The sequence below is a fragment of the Halobacillus aidingensis genome, from assembly GCF_900104185.1.
GTDB lineage: Bacteria > Bacillota > Bacilli > Bacillales > Halobacillaceae > Halobacillus > Halobacillus aidingensis.
In genome coordinates this window covers 36,437-59,838 of sequence record NZ_FNIZ01000025.1, presented here as the reverse complement: position 1 = coordinate 59,838, position 23,402 = coordinate 36,437, and the positions used below count along the sequence as shown (strand labels likewise).

Annotated in this window: 21 protein-coding genes and 4 pseudogenes; 16 read left to right on the top strand and 9 right to left on the bottom strand. The window is 39.9% G+C overall.

Annotation, left to right across the window (positions count from 1 at the left end; all coding sequences use genetic code 11):
- Nucleotides 1–40 precede the first annotated feature (40 nt).
- Nucleotides 41–1,368 (bottom strand): IS3 family transposase gene (locus BLS23_RS18525; protein WP_089651141.1). Its coding sequence is split into 2 segments (ribosomal slippage): nt 41–990 and nt 990–1,368, totalling 1,329 coding nucleotides; the frame shifts between segments, so codons are not numbered across the junction.
- Nucleotides 1,369–1,825: 457 nt separating this feature from the next.
- Here BLS23_RS18525 and BLS23_RS18515 point away from each other — a divergent pair.
- The 3 genes and pseudogenes from BLS23_RS18515 to BLS23_RS22085 all read left to right on the top strand — a co-directional run.
- Nucleotides 1,826–2,467, top strand: coding sequence for a YczE/YyaS/YitT family protein (locus tag BLS23_RS18515; RefSeq protein WP_089654514.1), 642 nt, complete (start codon nt 1,826–1,828; stop codon nt 2,465–2,467).
- Between the two features lie 647 nt (nt 2,468–3,114).
- Nucleotides 3,115–4,035, top strand: a complete 921-nt coding sequence (bla, locus tag BLS23_RS18510; RefSeq protein ID WP_089654513.1) for a class A beta-lactamase — start codon at nt 3,115–3,117, stop codon at nt 4,033–4,035.
- Between the two features lie 72 nt (nt 4,036–4,107).
- Nucleotides 4,108–4,206, top strand: a pseudogene (locus BLS23_RS22085) (damage-inducible protein DinB); the annotation flags it as partial.
- Here BLS23_RS22085 and BLS23_RS18505 read toward each other — a convergent pair.
- Nucleotides 4,205–4,746 (bottom strand): annotated as a pseudogene (locus BLS23_RS18505) (sodium:calcium antiporter); the annotation flags it as partial. The pseudogenes BLS23_RS22085 and BLS23_RS18505 sit on opposite strands and share 2 nt — an antisense overlap.
- 178 nt (nt 4,747–4,924) lie before the next feature.
- Here BLS23_RS18505 and BLS23_RS18500 point away from each other — a divergent pair.
- On the top strand, nt 4,925–6,265 hold the full coding sequence (locus BLS23_RS18500; protein ID WP_089654512.1) for a S8 family peptidase: 1,341 nt from the start codon (nt 4,925–4,927) through the stop codon (nt 6,263–6,265).
- A gap of 438 nt (nt 6,266–6,703) precedes the next feature.
- A complete protein-coding gene (locus BLS23_RS21865) occupies nt 6,704–6,862 on the top strand; it encodes a hypothetical protein (RefSeq protein ID WP_167356119.1) in 159 nt (52 codons plus the stop codon).
- A 1,163-nt stretch (nt 6,863–8,025) separates the two neighbouring features.
- On the opposite strand, the gene BLS23_RS18485 is transcribed toward BLS23_RS21865, so the two are convergent.
- Nucleotides 8,026–8,625, bottom strand: coding sequence for a YczE/YyaS/YitT family protein (locus BLS23_RS18485; protein WP_089654510.1), 600 nt, complete (start codon nt 8,623–8,625; stop codon nt 8,026–8,028).
- Between the two features lie 113 nt (nt 8,626–8,738).
- Here BLS23_RS18485 and BLS23_RS18480 point away from each other — a divergent pair, with 113 nt between their 5' ends.
- The 8 genes from BLS23_RS18480 to BLS23_RS18445 all read left to right on the top strand — a co-directional run bounded on the left by BLS23_RS18480 (nt 8,739) and on the right by BLS23_RS18445 (nt 13,595).
- Nucleotides 8,739–9,191, top strand: coding sequence for a MarR family winged helix-turn-helix transcriptional regulator (locus BLS23_RS18480; RefSeq protein ID WP_089654509.1), 453 nt, complete (start codon nt 8,739–8,741; stop codon nt 9,189–9,191).
- A gap of 25 nt (nt 9,192–9,216) precedes the next feature.
- Nucleotides 9,217–9,735: a spermidine/spermine N(1)-acetyltransferase gene (paiA, locus tag BLS23_RS18475; RefSeq protein ID WP_089654508.1), complete on the top strand. Its 519-nt coding sequence runs from the start codon at nt 9,217–9,219 to the stop codon at nt 9,733–9,735.
- Nucleotides 9,736–9,756: 21 nt separating this feature from the next.
- The gene (locus tag BLS23_RS18470) at nt 9,757–10,368 is read left to right on the top strand and encodes an FMN-binding negative transcriptional regulator (RefSeq protein ID WP_089654507.1); all 612 of its coding nucleotides are present in this window, start codon (nt 9,757–9,759) and stop codon (nt 10,366–10,368) included.
- A gap of 198 nt (nt 10,369–10,566) precedes the next feature.
- Nucleotides 10,567–11,367 carry an abortive infection family protein gene (locus tag BLS23_RS18465; RefSeq protein WP_089654506.1) on the top strand — a complete coding sequence of 267 codons (801 nt, stop codon included), beginning with the start codon at nt 10,567–10,569 and terminating at the stop codon, nt 11,365–11,367.
- Between the two features lie 235 nt (nt 11,368–11,602).
- Complete coding sequence (locus BLS23_RS18460) at nt 11,603–11,980, top strand: hotdog family protein (RefSeq protein ID WP_089654505.1); 378 nt, start codon at nt 11,603–11,605, stop codon at nt 11,978–11,980.
- A gap of 267 nt (nt 11,981–12,247) precedes the next feature.
- Nucleotides 12,248–12,775, top strand: a complete 528-nt coding sequence (locus tag BLS23_RS18450) for a hypothetical protein (protein ID WP_089654503.1) — start codon at nt 12,248–12,250, stop codon at nt 12,773–12,775.
- 145 nt (nt 12,776–12,920) lie between these two features.
- On the top strand, nt 12,921–13,070 hold the full coding sequence (locus BLS23_RS21860) for a hypothetical protein (protein ID WP_167356122.1): 150 nt from the start codon (nt 12,921–12,923) through the stop codon (nt 13,068–13,070).
- A gap of 165 nt (nt 13,071–13,235) precedes the next feature.
- On the top strand, nt 13,236–13,595 hold the full coding sequence (locus tag BLS23_RS18445; RefSeq protein ID WP_089654502.1) for a DUF3221 domain-containing protein: 360 nt from the start codon (nt 13,236–13,238) through the stop codon (nt 13,593–13,595).
- A gap of 389 nt (nt 13,596–13,984) precedes the next feature.
- On the opposite strand, the gene BLS23_RS18435 is transcribed toward BLS23_RS18445, so the two are convergent.
- Entirely contained in the window at nt 13,985–14,416 is a 432-nt protein-coding gene (locus BLS23_RS18435) for a YndM family protein (RefSeq protein ID WP_089654501.1), read from the bottom strand.
- Nucleotides 14,417–14,542: 126 nt separating this feature from the next.
- Nucleotides 14,543–15,201, bottom strand: a pseudogene (locus tag BLS23_RS18430) (zinc-binding dehydrogenase); the annotation flags it as partial.
- A gap of 107 nt (nt 15,202–15,308) precedes the next feature.
- Here BLS23_RS18430 and BLS23_RS18425 point away from each other — a divergent pair.
- On the top strand, nt 15,309–15,614 hold the full coding sequence (locus BLS23_RS18425; RefSeq protein WP_089654500.1) for a hypothetical protein: 306 nt from the start codon (nt 15,309–15,311) through the stop codon (nt 15,612–15,614).
- Between the two features lie 196 nt (nt 15,615–15,810).
- Nucleotides 15,811–16,091, top strand: a pseudogene (locus BLS23_RS22075) (Lrp/AsnC family transcriptional regulator); the annotation flags it as partial.
- Between the two features lie 242 nt (nt 16,092–16,333).
- Here BLS23_RS22075 and BLS23_RS18415 read toward each other — a convergent pair.
- Genes BLS23_RS18415 through BLS23_RS18400 form a run of 4 tightly spaced genes read right to left on the bottom strand, consistent with a single transcriptional unit; the run spans nt 16,334 to nt 20,577 of the window.
- Nucleotides 16,334–16,567 carry a twin-arginine translocase TatA/TatE family subunit gene (locus BLS23_RS18415; protein ID WP_089654499.1) on the bottom strand — a complete coding sequence of 78 codons (234 nt, stop codon included), beginning with the start codon at nt 16,565–16,567 and terminating at the stop codon, nt 16,334–16,336.
- Nucleotides 16,568–16,590: 23 nt separating this feature from the next.
- Complete coding sequence (locus tag BLS23_RS18410) at nt 16,591–18,024, bottom strand: alkaline phosphatase PhoX (RefSeq protein ID WP_089654498.1); 1,434 nt, start codon at nt 18,022–18,024, stop codon at nt 16,591–16,593.
- Between the two features lie 36 nt (nt 18,025–18,060).
- On the bottom strand, nt 18,061–18,795 hold the full coding sequence (tatC, locus tag BLS23_RS18405; RefSeq protein ID WP_089654497.1) for a twin-arginine translocase subunit TatC: 735 nt from the start codon (nt 18,793–18,795) through the stop codon (nt 18,061–18,063).
- A 27-nt stretch (nt 18,796–18,822) separates the two neighbouring features.
- Nucleotides 18,823–20,577 (bottom strand): alkaline phosphatase D family protein, encoded by a 1,755-nt coding sequence (locus tag BLS23_RS18400; protein ID WP_089654496.1) that lies wholly within the window; start codon nt 20,575–20,577, stop codon nt 18,823–18,825.
- Nucleotides 20,578–21,322: 745 nt separating this feature from the next.
- On the opposite strand from BLS23_RS18400, the gene BLS23_RS18395 reads away from it, so the two are divergent.
- The gene (locus BLS23_RS18395; RefSeq protein ID WP_089654495.1) at nt 21,323–22,972 is read left to right on the top strand and encodes a catalase; all 1,650 of its coding nucleotides are present in this window, start codon (nt 21,323–21,325) and stop codon (nt 22,970–22,972) included.
- Nucleotides 22,973–23,402: the final 430 nt, after the last annotated feature.

The window sequence follows — 23,402 nt, the reverse complement described above, 5'->3', positions numbered from 1 at the left end:
TGAACTGTACCCCCAAAAATGGACAGTTTAATAAAAAGTGCTAGGCTGCTAATAGGTGACCTCGGTATTGTGCCGGGGTCATTTTTTGTAAGGACCACTGATATCGACGATGATTGTAATACTCCATATATTCTTCAATCGCTTGCTTGACTTCAAATACAGAAGAACACGCCTTGAAGTCGATTCCATCTTTCATATGCCCAAAGAAAGATTCCATCGGGGCATTATCCCAACAGTTACCGCGACGTGACATTGACTGATCCAAGCCAAGTTCGCTCACTTTCTTCTGGAACTCAGGGTGGGTATAGTGCACGCCTTGATCGGAATGGATTAAACAGTCAGGGTGAGGGATAAAGTCCTCCCGTTCCATTAACTTATCAAGCGTAGTGTACACGATATCCATCTTCAAGGAGGTAGAAATATGATAAGCTAAGATTTCTCGTGTCGCTCCATCTTTAATGGCGGATAGATAGGCTTTTTGTCCTTTTTCATAATAAACATAAGTGATATCCGTTAAGAGGACTTTGTGTGGTTCCTGTTGATCGAACTGGCGATCCAACTTATTTTCACACGTTTGATGTTCTTGCGTCGCTTGGGCGATTTTTTTATAGGGATTCGCTCTCCGGATCTTGCACACGATATTGTACTTGTTCATAATTCGGCGAATACGTTTAAGGTTCATCACAATCTTCTCATCATTCTCTAAAGCCATCTTGATCTGGATGGCACCCACTTTTCCCTTAGATTGGTCGTACACTTTCTTGATGATCGTATAGTCCGCTTCATCGCTTTGTTCCCTTTTTTGACGGGTTTCCTCTGCTTTCAACCAATTATAATAACCGGAACGACTTACTCCTGCCACTTCACAAAAATACTGAATTAAAGGAGGAAATCCATTTTCTCTTACCACTTTTTCAATGAGTTGAAATTTCTCTGATGTCGTTACTTTTTCTTCTTCGCCTGCCTTTCGAGTTCGTCGAGCTTTTTTACGAAATCTACCTCTGCCTCTAGATACGCAATACGCGCTTCTGCTTTCTTCAATTTCTCTTCCGTAGATAGTTCTTTGGAGGATGGACGTCCTGTGGCGCCTTTCCCTCTACGTTCTGTATAGAATCCATCTTCTCCGTACTTCTGGAACGTTTCCCGCCAACGCTTTATACATTGATTAGGTTTCTTAGATCCAATAATAGACATATCAAACCCATACTCTAAGAAAATTTGGTAAGGACCTTTCCCTTCTATGTTTTCTTTCACTGCCGTTACCTTAAAATCAGGAGAATAGGTGATGGAGCGATCGGATACCTTGATGACATTTGGGTTGGATTCTAGTTCTCTTCTTTGTGATTCAGTAAAAGTAATTTTGGACATCTCTATAACCTCGCTCTTATTGTTAATTTGATTATAAATGGATATCCGAGGTCATGAAACACAAAAAACCCCGAATAAGGGCACTTTTTTATCAGTGTCCATTATTCAGGGTATAGTTCAGTAAACTGGTGGGAGGCCTTTTCTTTTTTGTCAGCGGTCATATGCCCATAAATATTCATGGTCTTATTCAGATCTGTACGTTCAAGCCGCTGTTGTATTTCTTTAATGGCGGCCCAGCTTCAATCAATAATGAAGCGTGGAGTAATACTCTTTGTAATACGGCGAATTGGATAAGGCCCCCAAACTGAGTTAAACTTCGTGCTCGCTCTCACACTTCTTAAATCCACACCACTGCTGCCATACGTTTTTATCAAATTTATGAGACTTAAAAGACAATAAGCATTATAATATAAAGAATATTAAAAGGTGAATGTGGGCACCAGGAAGTGGGGAAAATATGAAATTCCTTATTCAAATTCTTTTCTTTATTATGGGGCTTATCTTGTTCAGTTTTGGCATATCGGTCGCCATTAAGGTTCAATATTTGGGTATTCACCCATGGGATGTCTTAAATTTAACCTTACATAAAAAGATCGGACTTTCAATCGGGTCATGGAATATTATTGTTGGGCTCTTTTTGGTAAGCATAACTCTATTTTTAGATCGTAAATACGTTCACATAGGAACGTTTCTTAATGCCATTCTTGTTGGCATTTTAGTGGATTTTTTCGTATTTTTAGATCTTACTCCGCATTATTCCTCTGATTTCATCAATGTCCTTATTTTACTTTGTGCTATAACACTCATGGGTTTTGGCGGAGGAATGTATTCAGCTGCTGGAATAGGTGCCGGGCCGAGAGATGGCTTTATGCTTTCCATTTCTGAAAAGCTTGGGTTATCCATCAGAATAATTCGGATCGCCGTAGAAACCATTGTACTTATTATTGGACTGCTTCTCGGGGGATCTGTTTTTATATTTACGTTTATTTATACATTAATTCAAAGTCCAATCTTTCAATTCTCATTTTTACTTTGCTCAAAGGGTTTAAAAAGGATGACACTTCATTTAGAACAAAGTAAAAATGCCAAATCTGCTTGAAGATGTCTCTAGAGGGATAAGGAGGGTATTTTCAACAGTCAAAGTGTTCATTGGCCGGAGAATGTGGGTACGATAAAAGATAGTTGGGATCATTAAATGCTCATAATTTTGCTCATAGTTTTTTTAGTTCTGTTTAGAACTATTTTATGTAAAAGAGGAAAACCCCTATAATATCTACACTTTTTCAATCAGCTTTTTCGTTATTTAGAGTCCTGATGAATGGACGGCATGATGTGATAACGCCCGAAACCCTTTCAACATAGGGTTTGAGAACAACTTGACTGGATTTTGACTGGTTTTAAAAATTGTTTAATGGGTAGCAGTCATTAACTTGCCAATCTCCCCCAATAACTTTTTGGAATAATTGAAGTGGCAGGACGAATATCTCGAAACTGAGTCTTCAAGTATAGGGCATGTCAGTTGAAGACTCAGTTTCGAGATAACAAGGATAGATGTACCAATTTTTTTATTTGAACGAATAAAAAATGAACGAGCAGGGAATTTTCATGTTTAATATTGTATAATTCAGAAAAGAAGGGCTGGATACTTTTAGGCTGCAGTAAAGACCAATACTCAGAAAAACTAACGGATTTTATTTATGAGGTTTTTGTTCTATAAGCATTCAGATAACCAAGGGAGGGAGCATTATGGTATTAAAGTCTAAAAACAGGAAAGTTCATGTGTTTTTATTGTTTGTAACAGCATCTCTGGTATTTGCCTCTATTTCAGTACTTCCGTTGCAGACTAAAGTAAATGCAAAAGATAATGATGCTTACGCAGAGGTACACAGCAATCGAAAATTCAGTCAACTCGAAAGTAAGTTTGATGCTAGGATCGGTGTCTACGCCATCGACACTGGAACGGGGCGAACGGTCGCTTATCGACCTGATGAACGATTTGCTTACGCTTCTACATACAAGGCTCTCGCCGCAGGTGCAATCCTGCAGCAGAACTCAATTAGTGAACTCAACAAAGTCATCACCTATACGAGCAAAGATTTGGTCACGTATTCGCCCATCACAAAAATGCACGTAGATACCGGAATGACTCTAAGGGAACTGTGTGCAGCTGCCATCCGCTACAGTGATAACACCGCAGGGAACCTATTATTGCAAGAACTGGGCGGACCTGATGGATTCGAAAAAGCACTGAAGCAGATCGGCGATAATGTTACCCAACCTAGACGCTATGAGACGGACCTAAATGAAGCCATCCCCGGAGATATCCGTGACACAAGCACACCTAGAACACTTGCTACTGACCTCCAAGTTTTCACGATTAGCAACAACGTGCTCCCGAGTGAAAAACGTACAATCCTAATCAACTGGCTACGAACGAACACAACCGGAGACAAACTCATTCGTGCAGGCGTCCCCAAAATATGGAAAGTCGGAGATAAGAGCGGTGCCGGAGGCTATGGAACCCGTAATGACATTGCCATTGTGTGGCCGCCCAACAGAGCTCCTATTGTCATGGCGATTCTATCCAGTCGAGATAAAAAGAATGTTACCTATAATGATGCGCTTATAGCTAAAGCTGCTAAGGTTACAATCAAAGCGCTTAAGTGAATAACCGTAATGGAGTACCACAACGCATAATCAGGTAGGAGTTATATTAAACATGAAAGGGAGAAATTTTATATGAAACAGCTTGAATTACAGTTGTTTGATTATAATGAATGGGCAAACAAATTTTTAATCGACTAAAAGAGCTTCCAAAAGATATTTATCGTCAAGAAGCTACTAAACCTGCTAGCGCCAAAACACTGTTTTTTTCCCACTTAATGTTTGAAGGAATTGGTGCATGTACCGATTCTTTTCGACTTTTCATGCCAACTTCAATCACGTAGTACATAAAAACAATAAAAAGATGAGGCCGTCACCGAGTGTTAGCAAGTTTTCACTTAACCCCTGTAATTCCGTATCACTTATAAGTACGAGTAAAGCTCCACTAGCCAGCAATATGAATGGGATTTCTTTTTTGATTGTTTCACTCTCTACCGTTAATGGATATAGGAAGGCTGCAATACCTACCACTAAAGTGATATTAAAGATATTACTCCAAACCACATTTCCCAGTGAAACTTCAGCATTTCCTTGTAAAGCTGCAATGATGCTAACTGTTGCCTCGGGAGAGCTTGTGCCAAAAGCTACAATCGTTAACCCTATCAAAGTAGGCGGGACACGGAGTAGTTTAGCAATGTTGGAAGTTCCATCAACGAATAAATCCGCTCCTTTAATTAATAAACCAAAGCCGACAATTAATAAAACGTAAGCCATAATCGCTCTTCAAACTCCTTTTTATTTTTAAATTTTTTAACCATTATTTCCCTTTTGGGAAAGTGGTGTGGCAAAATGTCCATTAACACAGCATTAATTGACTGAATATTCCCAATCCAAAAAGTGAGCAATCACCTTTATACTTGAATGGAGACGAATTATTGAAGGAGGGAAAGCGATGCGATACATCTTAAGTCTAGTCGTTGTATTGTTCGTAATGGTGACATCCGGGTCAGTTTCAGCCCAAGAGAGTGGAGTGAAAGTGGATGAACTGCTTAGGAATACGTTGAGTGAGGTCAAAGACACCGTTGTATTGGAGGCAGTTGTGACCTATGAAGAAGAGCCTGGAGCTCAAGAATTGGAGTTGTTGAAAGAGCTGGAACTAACGACAAAGGAATATAGTGAGCTGCCAATTGTAGGCGTAAAAGGGACGGCGCTTCAATTGGAGAACCTCTTGAGCAGTTCGACAGAAGCTCTTTCTATCTATAAAAATAAGAGTCTTGAATACAAAATGAAGGATAGTCGGAAATTGATCGGTGCAGAATCAGTGTGGAAAGATCTTGGCTATACAGGGGAAGGAACGACCGTGGCCGTCATTGACAGCGGGATCGATGCGACCCATCCGGATTTGCCTTACGGGTCTAAAGTCTTGCAGAACGTGAAAATGCTTGTAGGTGGAGGGATTTTTGGGGAGGAAGGTTTGTATTTAGAGAACGTGTTGAATACGGACACTTCTTCTGGACATGGAACCCATGTAGCCGGAACGATTGCCGGACTAGGTGAAGCAAGTGATGGATTGTACACCGGTGTGGCTCCGGACGCCAAACTTGTCGGAATTGGCACTGGAGAAGGCATCAATATCCTTTGGGCTTTAGAAGGGTTAAACTACGTCATCAAACATCAGGAAGAATACGGTATTGATATTATCAGCAATAGTTGGGGAACGACAGGTGAATACTCAGAGGACGATCCGATTAATGTCGCGACAAAGGTTGCTCACGACAAAGGGATGATTGTGACGTTTGCGGCAGGTAATGAAGGGCCGGACGATAATACAATGAATCCATACTCTGCTGCTCCATGGGTGATTTCAGTAGCTGCGGGCACAAAGGACCGTCAATTGGCTGATTTCTCATCCAGAGGGGTACCCAGTGATGATCTTCTTCACCCTGACATCACAGCGCCAGGAGTAGACATTGTAGCAACGAAGTCCTCCACAGGGTTGATACTGAATACTCTTGGTTTTATGACGGACATTCAGTACATCAATCCGGAGAACCTTTTATACTACACAACTTCTAGTGGGACAAGTATGGCAACACCTCACGTTTCAGGTGTACTCGCATTGATGAGGGAAGCTTCCCCTAATCTTTCGCCTGGAGAGGCACTGGAAGTTCTTGAGCGTACGGCTGCTGATATGCCTGGATATGCTTATCATGAAGTAGGTGCAGGGTATATGGATGCATTTAAAGCTGTAGAAGCAGTCGCCCAACCGGACACAGTTGCTATGAATCCTTAATTCTCTTTTTTAAGCAGGTCCTTTTGGACTTGCTTCTTTTTTATCCGTCACATATTTGTCAATAAATAGCATGGGCATTGAATAAAGTGAAGTTTTGTTATAAATATTTTTTGGACGAAGCCCTCGGGGAAGAAAAGAATAGAATGTATTTTTCCATTTAGTAAGGAGGCCGTTGGGTGAACAGTAGCTATTTTTTGATTCTGTCTATAAAAAGTAAAAATGAGGAAGGTTCATGTGCCTTGGGTTTCGTCTATTCTTAAGACAATCAGGCCCAGCGACGTGGTTATTGTTAATGATCCGTAAATTCTGAATTCTCACCCTCAATTATGATACGTTGAGAATTGTCAGAAAAAAGGGGATGGGGGATGGAACCTTGAAAAGATGGAAACCGGGATTTATAGCCGTACTTATTTTTAAATGGGATGGACGAGTATTCCTGTGTCGCAGGTGACCGAGGCAGCAGGGACAAATGATGTGGTCGTTAAAGAAGTGGCTTGGATGGGGACGGATGTGAGTTATAACGATGAATGGATCGAGCTTTACAAAAGGTGCTTCCTTTTATTTCTCGATCTGCTACAAAATGCGCAGATCTTTTAAGGAACCAGTTCGACTTGATTCATTAGTAAATCCTGACATCAACTCATGCTTTATTCATACAATATCTTGGGGTAAAAAATTCCAAGAGTGAAATATACAGATACATATGTTGATTTGATGACACGCATGATGCGGGCAGATGCTGTAGGCGAAGGGAAACAGGGAATGTTGTAAATTTCACTCTTTTATGCCTGGATTTTGACTGGAAATTGATCGTGAATGTTGATATCTTATATCTCAATCTAATCTGTAGAGTTTGAAACTCAGATAATATAAGTGTTTTTAGCTTTTATATATAAGTATTTCAGTACTCAGAGTATGGGCAGCATGATGTGATAATATTTATAGCTCTTTAAGGGTTTATTACCTTGGGGATTGAGAAGACTCATATATTTATTGAATTTGATACTTCCGAGGAAAAAGTTTTGGATATGCTATTGGAATTTTTGTGCATTTGTGAAATAATTCTTTGTAGCAAGTGATCTCCCCTTAATAATAATCCATTTGCTAAACAAAAAGACTCTGTGGTGATCGAAGCATCCGTTGTCTAAAAGATACCTTTAAAGTATTACTTGGCCATCAAAGATAAAGACGTAAGAGGCAAAAAGGATATAAAGTTTGAAGGTAGGTCCCGGGTTAAGACTGGGGCCTTTTCTTTGTTTAATGAGTTGTGAATGATTTACCTCCAATCATTTTTTCTTCCAATCGATCAATTTTGCTCTGTAGGATGCCAGAATATCCAGCCATATCTAAGTATAACTCCAATAATTCATTATCCATATCGTTATGATGCTTCCTTAAAACTGCTCCCCATTCTTCTAACTTGATCATAAGGTCTCAAAATTGAACTCTCCTTTTCTTTTTCACCTTGTTATTCGACAAGTAGTCTAAAAGTCCTTCGTAATAATTGTAAAATAATTACTTATTTACTTTGTAATATTATAGGAACGTACGTTTGTGATAGAGGTGTAATTAATGGATGGACGTAATCGGGATTGAGGGACTATTAAATGGACCTCGTTAATACTGTGTGACCAAAGGGTTTATTATCTCGAAGCTGAGTCTTCAAGATAAGGGCAGGATTGTTGAAGACTCAGTTTCGAGATAACTAAAAAAAGCACTCTATATAGATGCATTCTTCCTCTCAAAGCTTTTTTGGCGTACTAGGATTTAAGAGCTTGTTCCAGTACCTTTTTAGTAACTAGCATAGAGTAGTTAAGTATTATTCCACTTAAACAAACTGTTAATAAAGTTCCGATGCCAATTGGACCTTTAAAAATAAACGCCAGGATTAAAAATACGAGATAAATGAAAGATCTCGAAACTAATAAATCTGTTCTCGTTAATTCTTGTATGATTAATGTTAGTCGATCAACTGGGATTGGTGCAAAATTTGTGTACAGATATATGGCAGTTCCTAATCCTATGGCAAATAAGCCGAACCCAAAATACACACCTTTGCTGTACCAGAGTTCAGGTGTGTGCAAAGCTTCTAATAACAAGAGCCACATATCGATACTAATCCCCGTTATGAATGCTGTTAACAACCCCAAGACTTCTGGTTTTTGTCTTTTTAAAAGCGAATTACAGCCTATTAATATCAAAGCAATAATTATTTCCCAAGTACCTACTGTAAAACCCACGTGGATAGACAGTCCTACCAAAAGGGCGTCAAAAGGGGAAGTCCCAAGGTCAGACTGTATCGTGAAAGAAATGCCGAGGGTTAATAGCAAGATTCCTAATACATAAAAGAAAAGTTTCACATTAATCTACCTCTTTATCGGTGTTTTTTGTTGCAAATACAACAAAATTAAGTTAGATTAAGTATACAATGATAAATGTTGTATTTGCAACAAAAATTGCTAAGGGGGTCAATATGAAGGAAATCCTACGTGAAATTGGAATGATAGCGAGGGCGTTAGATTCAATAAGTAATATAGAATTCAAAGAATATGACCTCACGAGAGGACAGTATCTATATCTTGTGAGAATCTGTGAAAGTCCGGGCATCATTCAAGAGAAAGTAGCTGAGCTAATAAAAGTAGATCGTACCACTGCAGCCCGCTCGATTAAGAAACTTGAAATGAATGGCTTTATTGTTAAGAAAGAAGATGAACATAACAAAAAAATTAAAAAACTTTATCCAACCGCGAAAGGGAAGAACATTTTTCCTTTTATAAAAAGAGAAAATGACCATTCCAACACCGTTGCCTTAGAGGGGTTATCCGAAGAAGAAATAGAAAACCTTATCGATCTTCTTAAAAGAGTAAGGGGAAATGTAGAAAAAAACTGGGAATTTGTTAAAAAAGGAAACAAGAGAAGTTATTGAATATAGAGAGGAGCGAAAGGTTTATATGAATATTAAAATGACCAAATGTACAGTGGAAGATTCACGAAAACTTCAGGAAATTGGTTATGAAACATTTAAAGAGACGTTTGAGGATCAGAATTCTAAAGAAGATATGAAAGCTTATTTGAAAGTAGCTTTTAATATAAAACAAGTAGAAAAAGAGTTATCCAATCCTTTATCAAATTTCTTTTTTGTTTCTATAAATGATGAGGTTGCTGGATATTTAAAGGTTAATACAGGGGATGCCCAGTCTGAAGAAATGGATGATGACTCCCTAGAGATCGAACGGATTTATATTATTAATAAATTTCAAAAGAAAGGACTTGGTAAATACCTGTTCAATAAAGCTATGGATGTTGCTATGGAAAAGAATAAAAAGAAAATCTGGCTGGGCGTATGGGAAAAAAATGAATATGCCATTTCTTTCTATAAGAATTTGGGTTTTGTTCAAACGGGAGCGCACTCTTTTTATATGGGGGACGAAGAACAAACGGACTTAATAATGGTTAAAAGACTCCAATAATAATTAACGAGGTGAATGAGCATGTATATTCCAAAGCATTTTAAAGTCACAGACTTCGTTGAAATCAAAGACTTCATTCAGAGAAACTCTTTTGGAACGATCGTAACCACAGAAGAAGGAAAACCTATAGCGACTCACTTACCTTTGGAGTTACATAAACAAGGGGATGACTACTATCTCACTGGACATTTCGCTTATGCGAATCCACAGTGGAAAACTTTCGGCGATGATCCTGTTCTTGTGATGTATCAAGGCCCTCATGCTTATATTTCATCTTCGTGGTACAAGTCTGAAAATGTGCCCACATGGAATTATCAGGCAGTCCATGTATATGGAACGGCTAGTATTATGAGTGAACAAGAATTGCAGGAAGACCTGAAGGCTCTATTGCAAAAGTACGAACAACACCGTGAAAATGCAGCGTTGTGGGAGAACTTATCTCAAAAAACCAAAAACCAAACTAAAGGTATTGTTGGATTTAAAGTAAAAGTGCTAGAAATTCAAGCAGCCTATAAATTGAGTCAAAACCGAAGTGAAGAAGACTATGACAACATTATTGATAAACTAAATAAGCAGAAAGATTTAAAATCTCAACAATTAGCTGAAGTGATGGACGGTAGAAAAACGAAGTGATCCATTCTCTATATATCCTTTAGGAAAGATGTTTTTATCTTGAATTCGAGTCTTAAACAAATGGGGGCGATTCTTAAACAAAGGAATTGCCCTCTTCTTAATGTGGGCCAGGATTAATCACTAAGAATCATCTATTCTCAATGCTAGCACTTCATTAGTGGATATTAATGGTAAAATATATTAAGGGGTGAGCGCGTTATGAATAAACTAAAGGATTTGCTAGAAGAAGATATTAAACCTAACCTTGAAGAAGAATATGTAGGAGATTTTGAGAAAGCGGAGTATTTACAGACATTATTGACTAACTCTAGTACACAAGATGGGCCAACACATGATGATCATTATATAATGCTGAGAAAATATTTTATGGGGAATAAAAAAACTAAAACATACTTACCTGATTACGTAATTAAGAGTAGAGACCTTGGACAGTTCTGGCAATTTATAAAATATAAATTGCCTACATACGCAGAAAGAAGACAGTACATATGGAATAGTTTTAATAATTTGCTAGAGTTTTTGGAGGAAGAGGTAGAATTGCCTTTTACAGAAATTATAGATTCTAAATTAATGGTATTCGATTCCGAACATGTTTTGGAGTATTGGAAGACAGCTATTGAAAGGAAGGAAAATGACCCAGAAGGTGCGATAACTTTATCGCGTACACTAATGGAGAGTGTACTAAAACACATACTTGATGAAAGGGGAGTTTCTTATAAAGCTAATGCTGACTTGCATGAAATTTATAAGGCAGTAACAAATGAATTGAACCTATCACCTGAACAGCATGACATTACAATATTTAAGCAAATATTAGGTGGGTGTTCATCAATTGTTAATGGTTTAGGTAACTTAAGAAATAAACATGGGGATGCCCATGGCAAAGAAAAAGTAACTTATTATAAACCATCTTCTCGGCACGCAGAATTAGCAGTGAACTTATCTGGTTCCATGTGCTTATTCTTGATACAGACTTTTCAACATGTTAAAGAAAGATGATGTAAACTATAGGGAGATAATTAGGAAAGTACTGGTACTCAAATGGAAAATATCTCGAAATTAAGTCTTCCTGTATTGGGGGCATATCTTAAACAAGGTGTCCTCTCTTTACTGATAATATATTGGGGAATAGTGATTGATTTTAAACAATTGGTATGTAAAGAACTGTGACTATTATTTTTATAGGTGGATTAGATGAAATATGTATCTTATTTAAATTATGGGAGGAATAGCGTTGACTTTACAAGTAGGAGACAAAATAACTTTTGATCGGACGTTTACAATAGAAGATGTGGAATTGTTCACGAAGATTTCAGATGATGAAGGAGTCCATCATTTAACTCCGGATGAGCAGGGGAGACTAGTAGTCCAGGGGTTATTGACAGCAACGTTGCCGACAAAAATAGGCGGAAATCATAATGTCATGGCACGTCATATGGATTTTGAGTTTCTGCGTCCGGTACTCACCGAAGACACCATTCGATGTGAGGCTCAAATTGAAAAGTATGAAAAGCAAGAAAAGAACAGAACAGCTATTATTGCTTCTTTTATTTGTACAAACCAGAAGGGTAAAGAAGTATTAAAAGGTGGCTTTTCAGGTGTCATACTCTAGTTGCAAAAATGGCAGAACATCTAGTGTGTGGTAGTGTAATGGATGTGTTGCAACAATTGGTGAAACAGTTACAGCTCACAGACGGATCAAGTTACGTTATTAAAAAGGGTGTTACATATTATCTTGAATTCGAGTCTTCTGTTAATGGGGGCGATAGCTGCACAGTGCCTATCGCTTATTTTCCTAATGGAGCTGTAGAGTTTAATACCACTTAAGTGTACTGTAACGCTCTCATATATTTATCGTCTAAATAGTAAGGAGGAGATTATGATAAATTTTAGATTTATATTTTTTGCTTTAACTCCTATATGCCTTTTGTCAATAATGGGTTGTTCTGGCATAAATGGTACGAATGAAAAAGCTGATAATGATAGTGAAGCTAAGGAGGTTAGTAACAATGAAAAGTTGGAGGTCTCCTCAGGGGATACTATTCCTAAGCCGCCAAGTCTAACCGTTTATGTTGAAGAAGAGACTATTAGACCATCGCTTGGTACTTATAGTTGGAGTGTAGACAATGGAGACGGAATTGTAAATGGAATAGAATCGGATTCTTTTGCACCACCAGAATTGGTTAAAGATAGTAATCCAATGCAGGTAACATCCAATACCAATGTTGAATTAGACTTCGAAGAACAGCCAGAAAGCTATACCGTGAGAATATGGGGCGACGACAACAATGTTGTAAACACCTCCGATGAGGTAGTTTTGTCTGACAAAGGAAAAATTGTTTACGAAGTGTTAGCACATTGGGAACAAGGTACTGCAAGTTATGCTTTTTCGTTAGATGTTGAATAACTTCATTATTACGCTAACGGGGGCTATTGTTCAAGAGAGCATTAGTCCTTTACTACATTAAGTACAAGAAGTATCGTGGCATTTAACTACTTAACTAACGGATCAGGTAGATAACACAACAGGGACTTTAAAAGGAGGGGGTTAAATGGGAAAGTATATTAAAATCTTTTTTGGTACATTAGTTATTAGTTTTGTTATCTTCTTTCTGGGTAATGGATTTTTTGATGGCGGCAACCATTTAGAAACAACATTTCTATCTGTTGGTGCAGTAATTATTTTTCTTTTATCACATTAAATTGCACAAATACATTATCTTATAGATTTAGTGAAGAAGTAGTAATCACTCTTCAACAAAAGGGTGCGTATGCTTAATATGGAAGATTTCTTTTTTCAATAACCGTGTGGAGCAAGTTGAAACTAAAAAGTATAATTTCGTTCTATCCTATAAAGGAGGAATTTTTTGAAAAAAATATTATTATTTCTTTTGACAGCTTTTGTCCTAAGTGCTTGTAGTCAACAAGCGCAAAATGATGAGAAAACCACATTAGAAAATCAAGAAGGTATTGTTGCTTTAAAAAAAGAAAGAGGTGAGAGCAGCCAAATTTTACTGATACCCAATATTAAAGAAGAAGATATTAATAATAAAACAGAACCCGAAATTATTGAAATGGCACAGGAAAATAAAGGAGCGTATTATGATGTTTCAACAGATGATTATAACGAAATAGATATCGGAGCGAATATAATTATATATTGGAACGGTAACCAAGAAGATTCGGACCCTCCGCAACGCGGTGCAAAGAAAATAGAAAAAGTATAATTAAAACAAACGGGATTTTCCTTGTTGAAGTAAAGGAGGCGATTGTTCAATAGAGCATTAGCCCTTTAATACATAAGCACAAGTAATATCAGTGGTTTAACTTACTTAACTGACGGAGCAGGTTAGTTAAATAACTATACCTTATAAACAACAGCAAAAAAGGGAATTTGTTTTTTTTAACAAACTCCCCTCTCAATTTAATTATTTGTTCTGTTGTAGGAAATCCTCGGTCGAAATTACATTGGCATACATACCGTTAAGTGCGCAGACAAATGCAGAATGAACCTGTTCAGCTGGCACGATCTTCTTTCTTAGTGTTCGGTTAAGAGCAATATCTGTGTAGAAAAACCAAGGGGAAACACTTAGCATGTTTTCCCTTGGACGTACGTTTATTTATCTTCTTGTTCATACGGAAAAAGTTCATCCGAAGCCTCTGTTTCCAGTTGACCAGTTGAACGTACTTCGTGGTTTTCTTTTTTTTCCTGATCGAGACTTCTTGCCACCGATTGATGGAAGAAGTATTCGAAAATCGCTAAGGAAACAGCTGAGATCAGTGTGGCTTCAAATACATCGTCACCGACCGTCAGTGCATCGGTCATAAAGTATATGACGGCGAAGCTAAGCACAAAATCCCCGGCTGTGGCCATAGTATTGTTGGATTTCTTTAGAATGGTCACGTCACCTAAATAACCAAGAGCACTTACAACAAGGGAAATAAGAAAGACGTTTCCGAAAGAGACGTCAAATCCTAAACCTAAAATGATAAACAGTATGCCTAAAGTGAAGATAAACTTCAGACCCAGTAGTTTTAAATGTGTCATTTATGGCACCTCCTCAATATATAAGGTGTTCCATTGTATTGAAAATATTCCTCTTTTATCAAGTAATCCTCCACTCTTTAAATTACTGGTTTTTGCATGGTATGGCTTCGTTTACACCTTATAAGATCAAGGTTTTAAAATGACTTTAATGCAGTCATCTTCTCGATTATTAAATTTCTTATAGCCTTTCGCGGCTTTTTCTAAAGGCATTTCGTGGGTAAGAATGCTTTTAGGATTGATTTCATTTCGCACAATTTGATCGTACAGTGGCTCCATATATGTCCTGCATGGGATTGTCCCATTTTTATTGGGACGTTTCTCGAGAAAAAAGCTCCGAGAGGGAACAAGTTGTAATTTCCTCCGTAAACTCCTGTAAGCTGTACGGTTCCACATTTGCGCACTGCTTTCGAGACGATTTGAATCGGGCCGAGTGTCCCCCCTACAGTTTAAGTTTTTGTTCCATGAATTCCAAAGGAGTTTCTTTCCAACCATGCCTACACAATCTATTACGACATCTGCCCGCCTTTAGTCGTTTCTTTCAACACTACTCCCATATCCTTATGCTTCGTAAAATTGAAAACTTTTGTTCGGTTCTTGATCTTGGAATGGTTGAGGCAGTAGGAAAGATGGTCGACAGCGATGACTCGTTCGGCTCCTTTCTGCCAAGCGAACTTTTGGGCCATCAAACCAACCGGGACGCAGCCAAGGACGATCACCGTATCTCCTAGTTTGACACCTGCATTTTCTACGCTCCAATAGGCAGTAGGAAAAACATCCGAAAGGAATTCATCAATTTTATCAGGTATATAAAATTGCAATTAGCACACAATACAACTGGCATGAGTTTAATTATGCTGTGATGGTAAAAATAGAGAAGGGGGATTCGATTCTTATGAATAACAACGATGGAAACATGAACCAGCAACTCAATAAAATTCAACAAGAAAGCAAGAAACTTGCACAACAAGAACAGCAAAATGCGGCCCAGCTCCAACAACAGCAGAATAGCCAAAAGGCTCAAAACATGGCCCAAATGGAAGCGCAAGCTGCTCAAGAGTTGGAAAATATGGCTCAAGGCGCTCAAAACCTACAGAGCCAAAATAATTCTGGGCAACAGACGACATTCGGAATGGAAACAAAGACTGACGTTGAAGAGGTCAAACGACAAAATCAACAATCTCAGAGAAATAAAAAGTAACTCTTTTTGTTAAAAGTTAGTCGCAAAAAAAGCTGCACAGAACGTATTTGAACTATATCCCGAATAATGGATACTAAAAAAAGTGCCCTTATTCGGGGTTTTTGTGTTTCATGAACTCTAATGTCCATTTATAATCGTAAAAGATTAAATCAAGTCTTTTGGGTGCTTGACTTTATTTATGAAAGGAGCTCAATTAATGTTAGATAAAACGGATATACATATTTTGGACGAACTATCCAAGAACAGTTGGATCACAATGAAGGTATTAGGCTAGATAGTCCATTTGACTGGACCAGCTACCTCCGCAAGAGTGACAAAATTAGAAGATAGCAGAGTTATTGAAGGTTATACCATTAAAGTTAATCAAGAAAAAATGGGTATTCCATTCACGCTATCATACACCTTTTTCTTAAAAACACTAATCATCAATCCTATTTGTCGTTCGTACAAAGACAAAAACAATATATTAAAAGCAATCGCTTTTTTGCTAATGAGCAGAATAGTTAAAGACACTGTTTCGAGATAACAGACATTTGAAACTATTTTTGACTAATATCGTATGAAGAATATAAGAGAGAGGTGCTAATTCTTCTCTTATGGACAATGAAAACCAAACGAAACCTTTTCCATAGAGAATATCCCTAATTTTACGTGTTCCATATTTAAGAGAACTTTAAAAAAACGACCAGAGGAGACCCTGGACGTTTTTTGAGCGCATATCAACTACCTGTATTCTGCTTTTCTTCACCCTCAGATTTCAACTTTTGATCTTCCTCTGAAGACTGACTCTTTTCCTGATCGTTGCTATGCATCAAATCACTGGTTGCATTCTTGAATTCTTTTAATGTGCTTCCAAACGCGCGGCCGATTTCCGGTAGTTTGGATGGTCCGAATATGATCAATGCAATGACCAGTACGAGGATCAAGCCTGGAATTCCTATATTCGATAACATATCTTCACCTCTTCTTTCTCATTTTATAAGATTGGCATGCCGTGGCGTTGGAATGCAGCTGCTTCTAAATCCGACATCCCTTGAACCTCCGCAAAAGCTGATAGTTTGTCGGTGACTTTCGGTGCATAAGGAGCAGGAGGAGCGGCATGTCCCATCAGTCTCCTGCGTGCGGCATTCTTTCTTGCGAATGGTCCCCAAATCGCAAATGTCATACCTGGAGACTGGATGTTGATGAAGAACGTTTTTCCGTCAGTGGAAAACGTAGGTCCTGCAAGTTCTGAGCTGTTCACTTTGTTTTCAGCAAACACATAAGTTTCTCCTTCAGGGGTCATGCCGATCACCCGGTCGACACCGCCGCCATCTTCCGCAATCCATAAGTCTCCCCAAGGAGTAATGCAAATGTTATCCGGCATTTCTAAATCGTTTTGAGAGGTAGATTCATAGAATAGTTCAAGTGTATTTGACGCCGGAATATAGCGATAGACTCGGCCAAGGTTTTTGTCTCCCGCAGATGTATCATCAAACCAGAAAACGCCGCCTTCGAAATAAGCCCCTTCCAAACGACTGAATGCGATACATCCTTTGTTACCGGCATCCAATGTCGGCTTTTCAGGATCGACATTTTTCCAAACGATACCGAACTTTTGGCCGGTATGGAATTCACTCATTTCATCTGTACTCAACTCTTCGACGGCAGCTGCTTGCAGTGTACCTCCTTTTTGCAAGGCACCGATTTTTTGACTGCGGTCGTTCGGAAGGAAACGGTACAGGTAGCTCGGACCGGCATCTTCTGTCAGGTAAACGATGCCTGTCGCCGGATCGATCGCTGTCGCTTCATGTGAAAAGGCGCCCATATCCCGGATCGGAGTCTTGGAAATTTTGTTCTCGGGATTTTTCGGATCGACTTCAAAAACGTAGCCGTGTCCTTCTTCCAGTGTTTCTTCACAAGTGAGCCATGTGCCCCAAGGTGTTGCGCCACCTGCGCAGTTTCGGATGGTCCCGGATGAAGAGACATATTCCTTGGTAACTTTACGATTAGGACCGATGACCAACGACGTCGTTCCACCCGTTTCTTCCTTTCGATAAGGGTTTTTTCCGATGACTGGATATTTGCTGTTTCCGCTCAGTTCATGGTTTCTTACTAAAACTGTCGAATGGTTGGGACCTGAAAAGGCAGCCATGCCATCGAACTTCTCAGGAATCGGTCGACCATCAGAAAGTTTCCCGCCTTCTTCTGAAATGATGCGGTATTGGAATCCTCGGGGAAGGTCCATTACTCCACCTGGATCTTTGATAAGGGGACCATAGCCTCCAGTTGCCTGGTTGTTTTTAGTGGTGCCGGCAAAAACTTTGCTTTCGCTAAACGACATTAACCCAGTAGTGCCAAGAGCAAGGGCTGCCGTGCTGATCCCGCTTGCTTTAAGAAAAGCTCTTCGGTTCATCTGGTTTTTATTCATTCTTTCAACCTCCTTAAGGTGTAATGAAAATGATGTTTACGCAACACTTGAATCAGTGTCCGGCGTTGTCTGACGCCTTTTATACGCCAATACGGAACATGTGACACTGATTTCATATAAAACGAGTAATGGGACAATGACTAGTACGTCGGAAAGGAAATCTGGTGGTGTGATCAATACTGAAATTACAATCAAAAGAAAATAAGAGATCTTCCTTGATTTTTTCAGATTGGTTGGATTCAAGATTCCGAGTACAGTCAAGAACACAATAATCAATGGCATCTCAAACAAGAGACCGAAAGGAACGGTCATATTTAATAGGAAGCGGAAGTATTTTTCCGCTGTGAACATCGTTTGGAATTGACCTTCAGACAGGGCAGTCAAAAAATTAAGGACAATTGGGAACAGCAAAAAATATCCGAATGCAATTCCGAAAATGAACAAAAAGAACAAGGCTGGGATGAAACGCAGCGTTACTGTTCTTTCTTTTTGACTCAAGCCTGGTGACACGAAGCGCCAGATTTGATAGGCGGCGACGGGGATGGTCGCTGCTAAAGAGAAAACCGCAGCAATCATCAAATAGACCCATAGAATATCACTTGGCCCAAGAATCGCAAGCTTCATCTCTAAATCTTTGATCAGCCACTCGTAAATAGGTTTGACAAACACGAGTCCCGCGATTAGAAAGCTGATAAAGGCGAGGGCCGTCTTAATGGCTCGTCCTCGCAATTCATCCAAATGACCGATGATCTCCACATGGCGATCTTCCATTTCATCAGCCTCCTTTGACGAACCATGCTAGTGCAGTTGTTTCTTTTTCCCTTTTTGGGCTTGTTTCTCATGGGCTCGGGAGTGAGCTTTATGGCGGTCTTCTTCCACCTCGGAAGATTTATGTTTCCCTTGGGGTACAACGGTTGCAGCTACTTCTTTCAGGCCTCCTGCATCTTTTTCATAGACAAGAGACGCTCGTGTGGAAATATCAGCCCCCGGTTGACTCACATAAGGGACCACCCGATAATCGGTCTTCCACTGTTTGGGAGTGACATGACATCGGACGTATCCTCTGTAATCATTGAAAAATTTAATATGTTCATTCTGGGCAAGGATGCGGTCGGTGTCGGCCCGTTTGTCCGATCCGTTTCCACCTGAAGTGATCGACGTCCCAACGAACTCAGCTCCTAGTACTTGAGAAGTCCGTTCATCAAAGTCTGCGAGGAGGTTGGATGCCCAGTTGGCATGCACATCCCCTGTCAATACGATCAGGTTATTCTTGTTTTTCTTACGGGCAAAATCAATGATTCGTTCTCTTGCAGGTGTGTATCCATCCCAGCCGTCCATGCTGTACAAAGGCTGGTCCGGACCAGGTCCATAATTTCTTTTGGCGAAGAAAATTTGCTGGGCGAGCACATTCCATGATGAGTTCGAACGTTCGAGATGGTCGTACACCCAGTTTTCTTGTTCGTCACCCAATAGAGTACGTTCTGGGTTTAGAGATTCTTCCGTTTGCGGCGAGCTCTTATCTCCATTCGCTTGGTCCGAACGATATTGACGAGTATCCAAAACCAAAAAATTCGCTAAATTTCCATAGGAAAACTGACGGTACAACTGCATGTCTTCTCCGTGAGGCATGGACGATTGTCTTAAAGGCATATGTTCATAATAGGCTTGGTAAGCGGCAACTCGGCGTTTGACAAACTCCTCGATGGATTGTCCTTTTTCAGGGATCCGATCTGCATAATTATTCTCTACTTCATGGTCATCCCATGTAACAACCCAGGGAAATGCAGCATGGGCCGCTTGCAAATCATGATCTGAGCGGTATTGGGCATGTCGATTGCGATAGTCTTCCAGCGTACGGATTTCTGGTCCTTTGTGCGTCCGTACATTACCTGTACTCGCGATGTACTCATCTGGACCGTATTCATAAATGTAATCCCCTAGGTGAAACACAAGGTCAAGATCTTCTTTGGCCATATGCTTGTAAGCTGTATAGTATCCATGCTCATACTGCTGACAAGAGGCAAAAGCAAAAGCTAAATTGGAAACTTCAGCATTCGGATGAGGAAGCGTTTTTGTTTTCCCGATTGGGCTGAAATCTTTTCCGACTTTGAAGCGATAGTAATACTCGGTATCTGCTTCGAGATTCCAAACTTCTGCATGAACCGAATGGGCGAGGGACGGGCTTGCCTTTTCCGTCCCTCGCTGGACGATATGGCGGAAGTGTTGATCTTTGGCTATTTCCCATTTGACAGCAATCTTACGGTCCGGCATACCACCACCATTCAGTGGGTCTGTTGCCAGCCGGGTCCAGAGAACCACACTGTCTGAAAGCGGATCTCCGGAGGCGACCCCAAGTAAAAACGGATACTCCGGAAATTCGACATCATCCGCATGAACGGCCAGTCCGTCCATCGATTGAGCAATGACCAAACCTAATGAAAGGCCGGCGATCTTTCCTGCACCTTGTAGAAACCCTCTCCGGTCGACACCTTTATGTAAGGTTTCTTCATCGAGTTTCTGAATCCAATCTTGCACCGATTTGTCTTTTGCCATTGAAGGATGCTCCTTTCTGAATCTTTATCAAATGGAACATCCCACATTATAGAGAGACTTTTTTGATTTGTTGTAAATCCATGTAAATGAGGAATAGAGAAGCGGGGTGGAAATGACTAGGAAAATAGAGTGTTTAAAGTCTGAATAGTAAAGAAACAGGACATTTTATAGCAAAATTAACCAATTACTCGTGGGCGATCAGACTCAATTTTTTTTACATTTGCGAAATGAAAATTACACAATAAAATATAGAATGCTCAGGGAATTACCAGAATGAAAAATCTGTAGATTTGTACATAAATGTTTTTAAATCAGAGCGCTGGAAAAATATCCATCCACTCCTATGGGGGTAATCCAGTGAAGAGATAAGCCTCTTTTTGTGGAAATTGATCAAGTCCCAGCAGTGTTAATTTGAAACCGGTGGAGGAGAAGAATTAAAAAAGTTAAAGTTTCAAACAAAAAACCTATCATTAATGCCAATTTTTCTTAGAACTGCTGATGATCCGCACCCGGTACTAATATAACACTAGCTAATATACGTGGCGGCCTTCGTTGAATAAGCCCAATATAGAAAAGAGAAACTTACATAAAATTGTAATTTTGTTGGTAATATCAACACTAAATCTTAACAGAGTTAAAAAAATAATACAGACAGTCTAGAAATAAAACAAGAAGTTACAATACAAGTATAAAGTTTCCAATAACAGGGAAGCTAAAGCTGACTTTGTGAGGAGGTTTTTTTATAATGGAGAAAGACAACTATAAGAAGGATAAGAATGGTCAGAAGATGGAACGGAAGACGTTGACAACAAGGCAAGGGCGTCCGGTGACGGATAACCAAAATATTCGGACGATTGGGAATCGTGGACCAGCTACACTGGAGAATTATCATTTCATTGAAAAGATCTCTCATTTCGACCGGGAAGAAGTGCCGGAAAGGGTCGTCCATGCCAGAGGGGCGGGAGCGTTCGGGTATTTTGAAACATATGGCAAAGTAGGGAACGAGCCTGTGGAGAAGTACACGCGTGCGAAAGTTTTTTCTGGTACAGGAAAGAAAACACCTTTAATGGTTCGTTTTTCTACAGTGGCAGGAGCGAAAGACGCACCGGAAACCGATCGGGACCCCCGAGGCTTTGCGGTCAAAATGTACACTGAAGACGGTAACTGGGATTTAGTTGGAAACAACCTAAAAATCTTCTTTATCCGTGATGCGATGAAGTTTCCTGATATGATCCATGCGTTTAAGGCAGATCCTGCTTCCAATGTGAAAAACCCGGAGCGGATGTTCGATTTCGTTTCCCGCACCCCGGAAGCGACTCATATGATTACGTTTTTGTTCTCGCCTTGGGGAATCCCGGCAACCTACCGCCATATGCAGGGATCTGGAGTGAATACGTATAAATGGGTGAATGACAAAGGCGAAGCAGTCCTGGTGAAATATCACTGGGAGCCGAAGCAGGGCATTCGTAATTTAACACAGGAAGAAGCGGACATGGTCCAGTCTAAAAATGTAAGCCATGCCACCCAGGATCTCTATGAAGCGATCGAGCGTGGAGAGTATCCGGAATGGGAACTGTTTGTTCAGATCATGGAAGATGATTATCACCCGCACCTGGATTTTGATCCACTTGACGATACGAAACTTTGGCCGGAGGATCAGTTTCCTTGGCATCCGGTCGGGCGGATGGTCCTTGATCGTAATCCAGAGGACTTCCATGCGGAAATTGAGCAAGCGGCTTTCGGGACAGGGGTTCTTGTCGACGGTATGGACTTTTCTGATGACAAAATGCTGCAGGGACGGACGTTCTCCTATTCTGATACCCAGCGTTACCGTGTAGGTGCGAACTATTTAAAATTGCCTGTAAACGCTCCAAAAACAGGTGTCCGAACAAATCAACAGCGCGGGCAAATGGATACGCGCGATCCGAGAGAATCAGGGGGAAATCCGCATATCAACTACGAACCGTCCATGAAAGGCGGCTTCCAGGAGGCGGACGGTGAGAAAACCCCTCCTCATGAGCCAACGTACAATGCGGCTGCCATGAGTGAACCGATCGATCGTCCGAACAACTATGGGCAGGCCGGTCATACGTATCGCAGTTTTGAGGATTGGGAACGGGACGAATTAATCAAAAACCTTTCCAATGCACTTGCTGTTTGTGACAAACGTATTCAAGATGCGATGATCGAACACTTCACACAAGCAGATGAAGAATATGGGAGCCGGGTGAAGGAAGGACTCGAATTGAAAATGAAGGAAATGAAGAATACGGCGGGAGAACGGGAAGTTCCTGGCCGTGATGCAGGTAGATCAAAATATGGCCAAGGTTCGATGGCGCAAAATGAAGCAGCAGAAGATGCTGTGAAGAAAAGTCATGAGGCAGATCCGTATTGAGTTATAAACTGGATAAAGGTTGCTTGCAACGTAAAAACGCTAGCAGCCTTTTTTGTTATCCTAATTGTTCAACATATTGCATAATTTTGAACAATTCTCCTACTCCCCTGAATTTTGGAATCAATACAATGGCAATTTTGACATTAAATATTATGATAATTCCCGTTTCCCCGCCAACAGAAGAATAAAGCAAAGAAAGCCATTTTAATATCGATGGTTTTCTTTAAGTTTAGAAATAATAATGATAACGATGTATGTTAGAAATAGATGCTAAGGGTCTGGTTAGTTGAAGGTATGATTTCGAAATAATAGGGACTTGAAGTTGTTATGGATCAAAGGGGCTTGTTATGCATTTCGGTTCTATTTTAATTTCTGTTTAAATTCGTTATAGGTAGGTATTCTTTATGAAAGAAGTACATTTTTGGTTGAT

Excerpts from the sequence above, each read along its gene's own strand:
- BLS23_RS18515 (WP_089654514.1), top strand. The coding sequence starts at position 1,826 with ATGAAATTCCTTATTCAAATTCTTTTCTTTATTATGGGGCTTATCTTG.
- bla (WP_089654513.1), top strand. The coding sequence starts at position 3,115 with ATGGTATTAAAGTCTAAAAACAGGAAAGTTCATGTGTTTTTATTGTTT.
- BLS23_RS18500 (WP_089654512.1), top strand. The coding sequence starts at position 4,925 with ATGCGATACATCTTAAGTCTAGTCGTTGTATTGTTCGTAATGGTGACA.
- BLS23_RS18480 (WP_089654509.1), top strand. The coding sequence starts at position 8,739 with ATGAAGGAAATCCTACGTGAAATTGGAATGATAGCGAGGGCGTTAGAT.
- paiA (WP_089654508.1), top strand. The coding sequence starts at position 9,217 with ATGAATATTAAAATGACCAAATGTACAGTGGAAGATTCACGAAAACTT.
- BLS23_RS18470 (WP_089654507.1), top strand. The coding sequence starts at position 9,757 with ATGTATATTCCAAAGCATTTTAAAGTCACAGACTTCGTTGAAATCAAA.
- BLS23_RS18465 (WP_089654506.1), top strand. The coding sequence starts at position 10,567 with ATGAATAAACTAAAGGATTTGCTAGAAGAAGATATTAAACCTAACCTT.
- BLS23_RS18450 (WP_089654503.1), top strand. The coding sequence starts at position 12,248 with ATGATAAATTTTAGATTTATATTTTTTGCTTTAACTCCTATATGCCTT.
- BLS23_RS21860 (WP_167356122.1), top strand. The coding sequence starts at position 12,921 with ATGGGAAAGTATATTAAAATCTTTTTTGGTACATTAGTTATTAGTTTT.
- BLS23_RS18435 (WP_089654501.1), bottom strand. The coding sequence starts at position 14,416 with ATGACACATTTAAAACTACTGGGTCTGAAGTTTATCTTCACTTTAGGC.
- BLS23_RS18425 (WP_089654500.1), top strand. The coding sequence starts at position 15,309 with ATGAATAACAACGATGGAAACATGAACCAGCAACTCAATAAAATTCAA.
- BLS23_RS18415 (WP_089654499.1), bottom strand. The coding sequence starts at position 16,567 with ATGTTATCGAATATAGGAATTCCAGGCTTGATCCTCGTACTGGTCATT.
- BLS23_RS18410 (WP_089654498.1), bottom strand. The coding sequence starts at position 18,024 with ATGAATAAAAACCAGATGAACCGAAGAGCTTTTCTTAAAGCAAGCGGG.
- tatC (WP_089654497.1), bottom strand. The coding sequence starts at position 18,795 with ATGGAAGATCGCCATGTGGAGATCATCGGTCATTTGGATGAATTGCGA.
- BLS23_RS18400 (WP_089654496.1), bottom strand. The coding sequence starts at position 20,577 with ATGGCAAAAGACAAATCGGTGCAAGATTGGATTCAGAAACTCGATGAA.
- BLS23_RS18395 (WP_089654495.1), top strand. The coding sequence starts at position 21,323 with ATGGAGAAAGACAACTATAAGAAGGATAAGAATGGTCAGAAGATGGAA.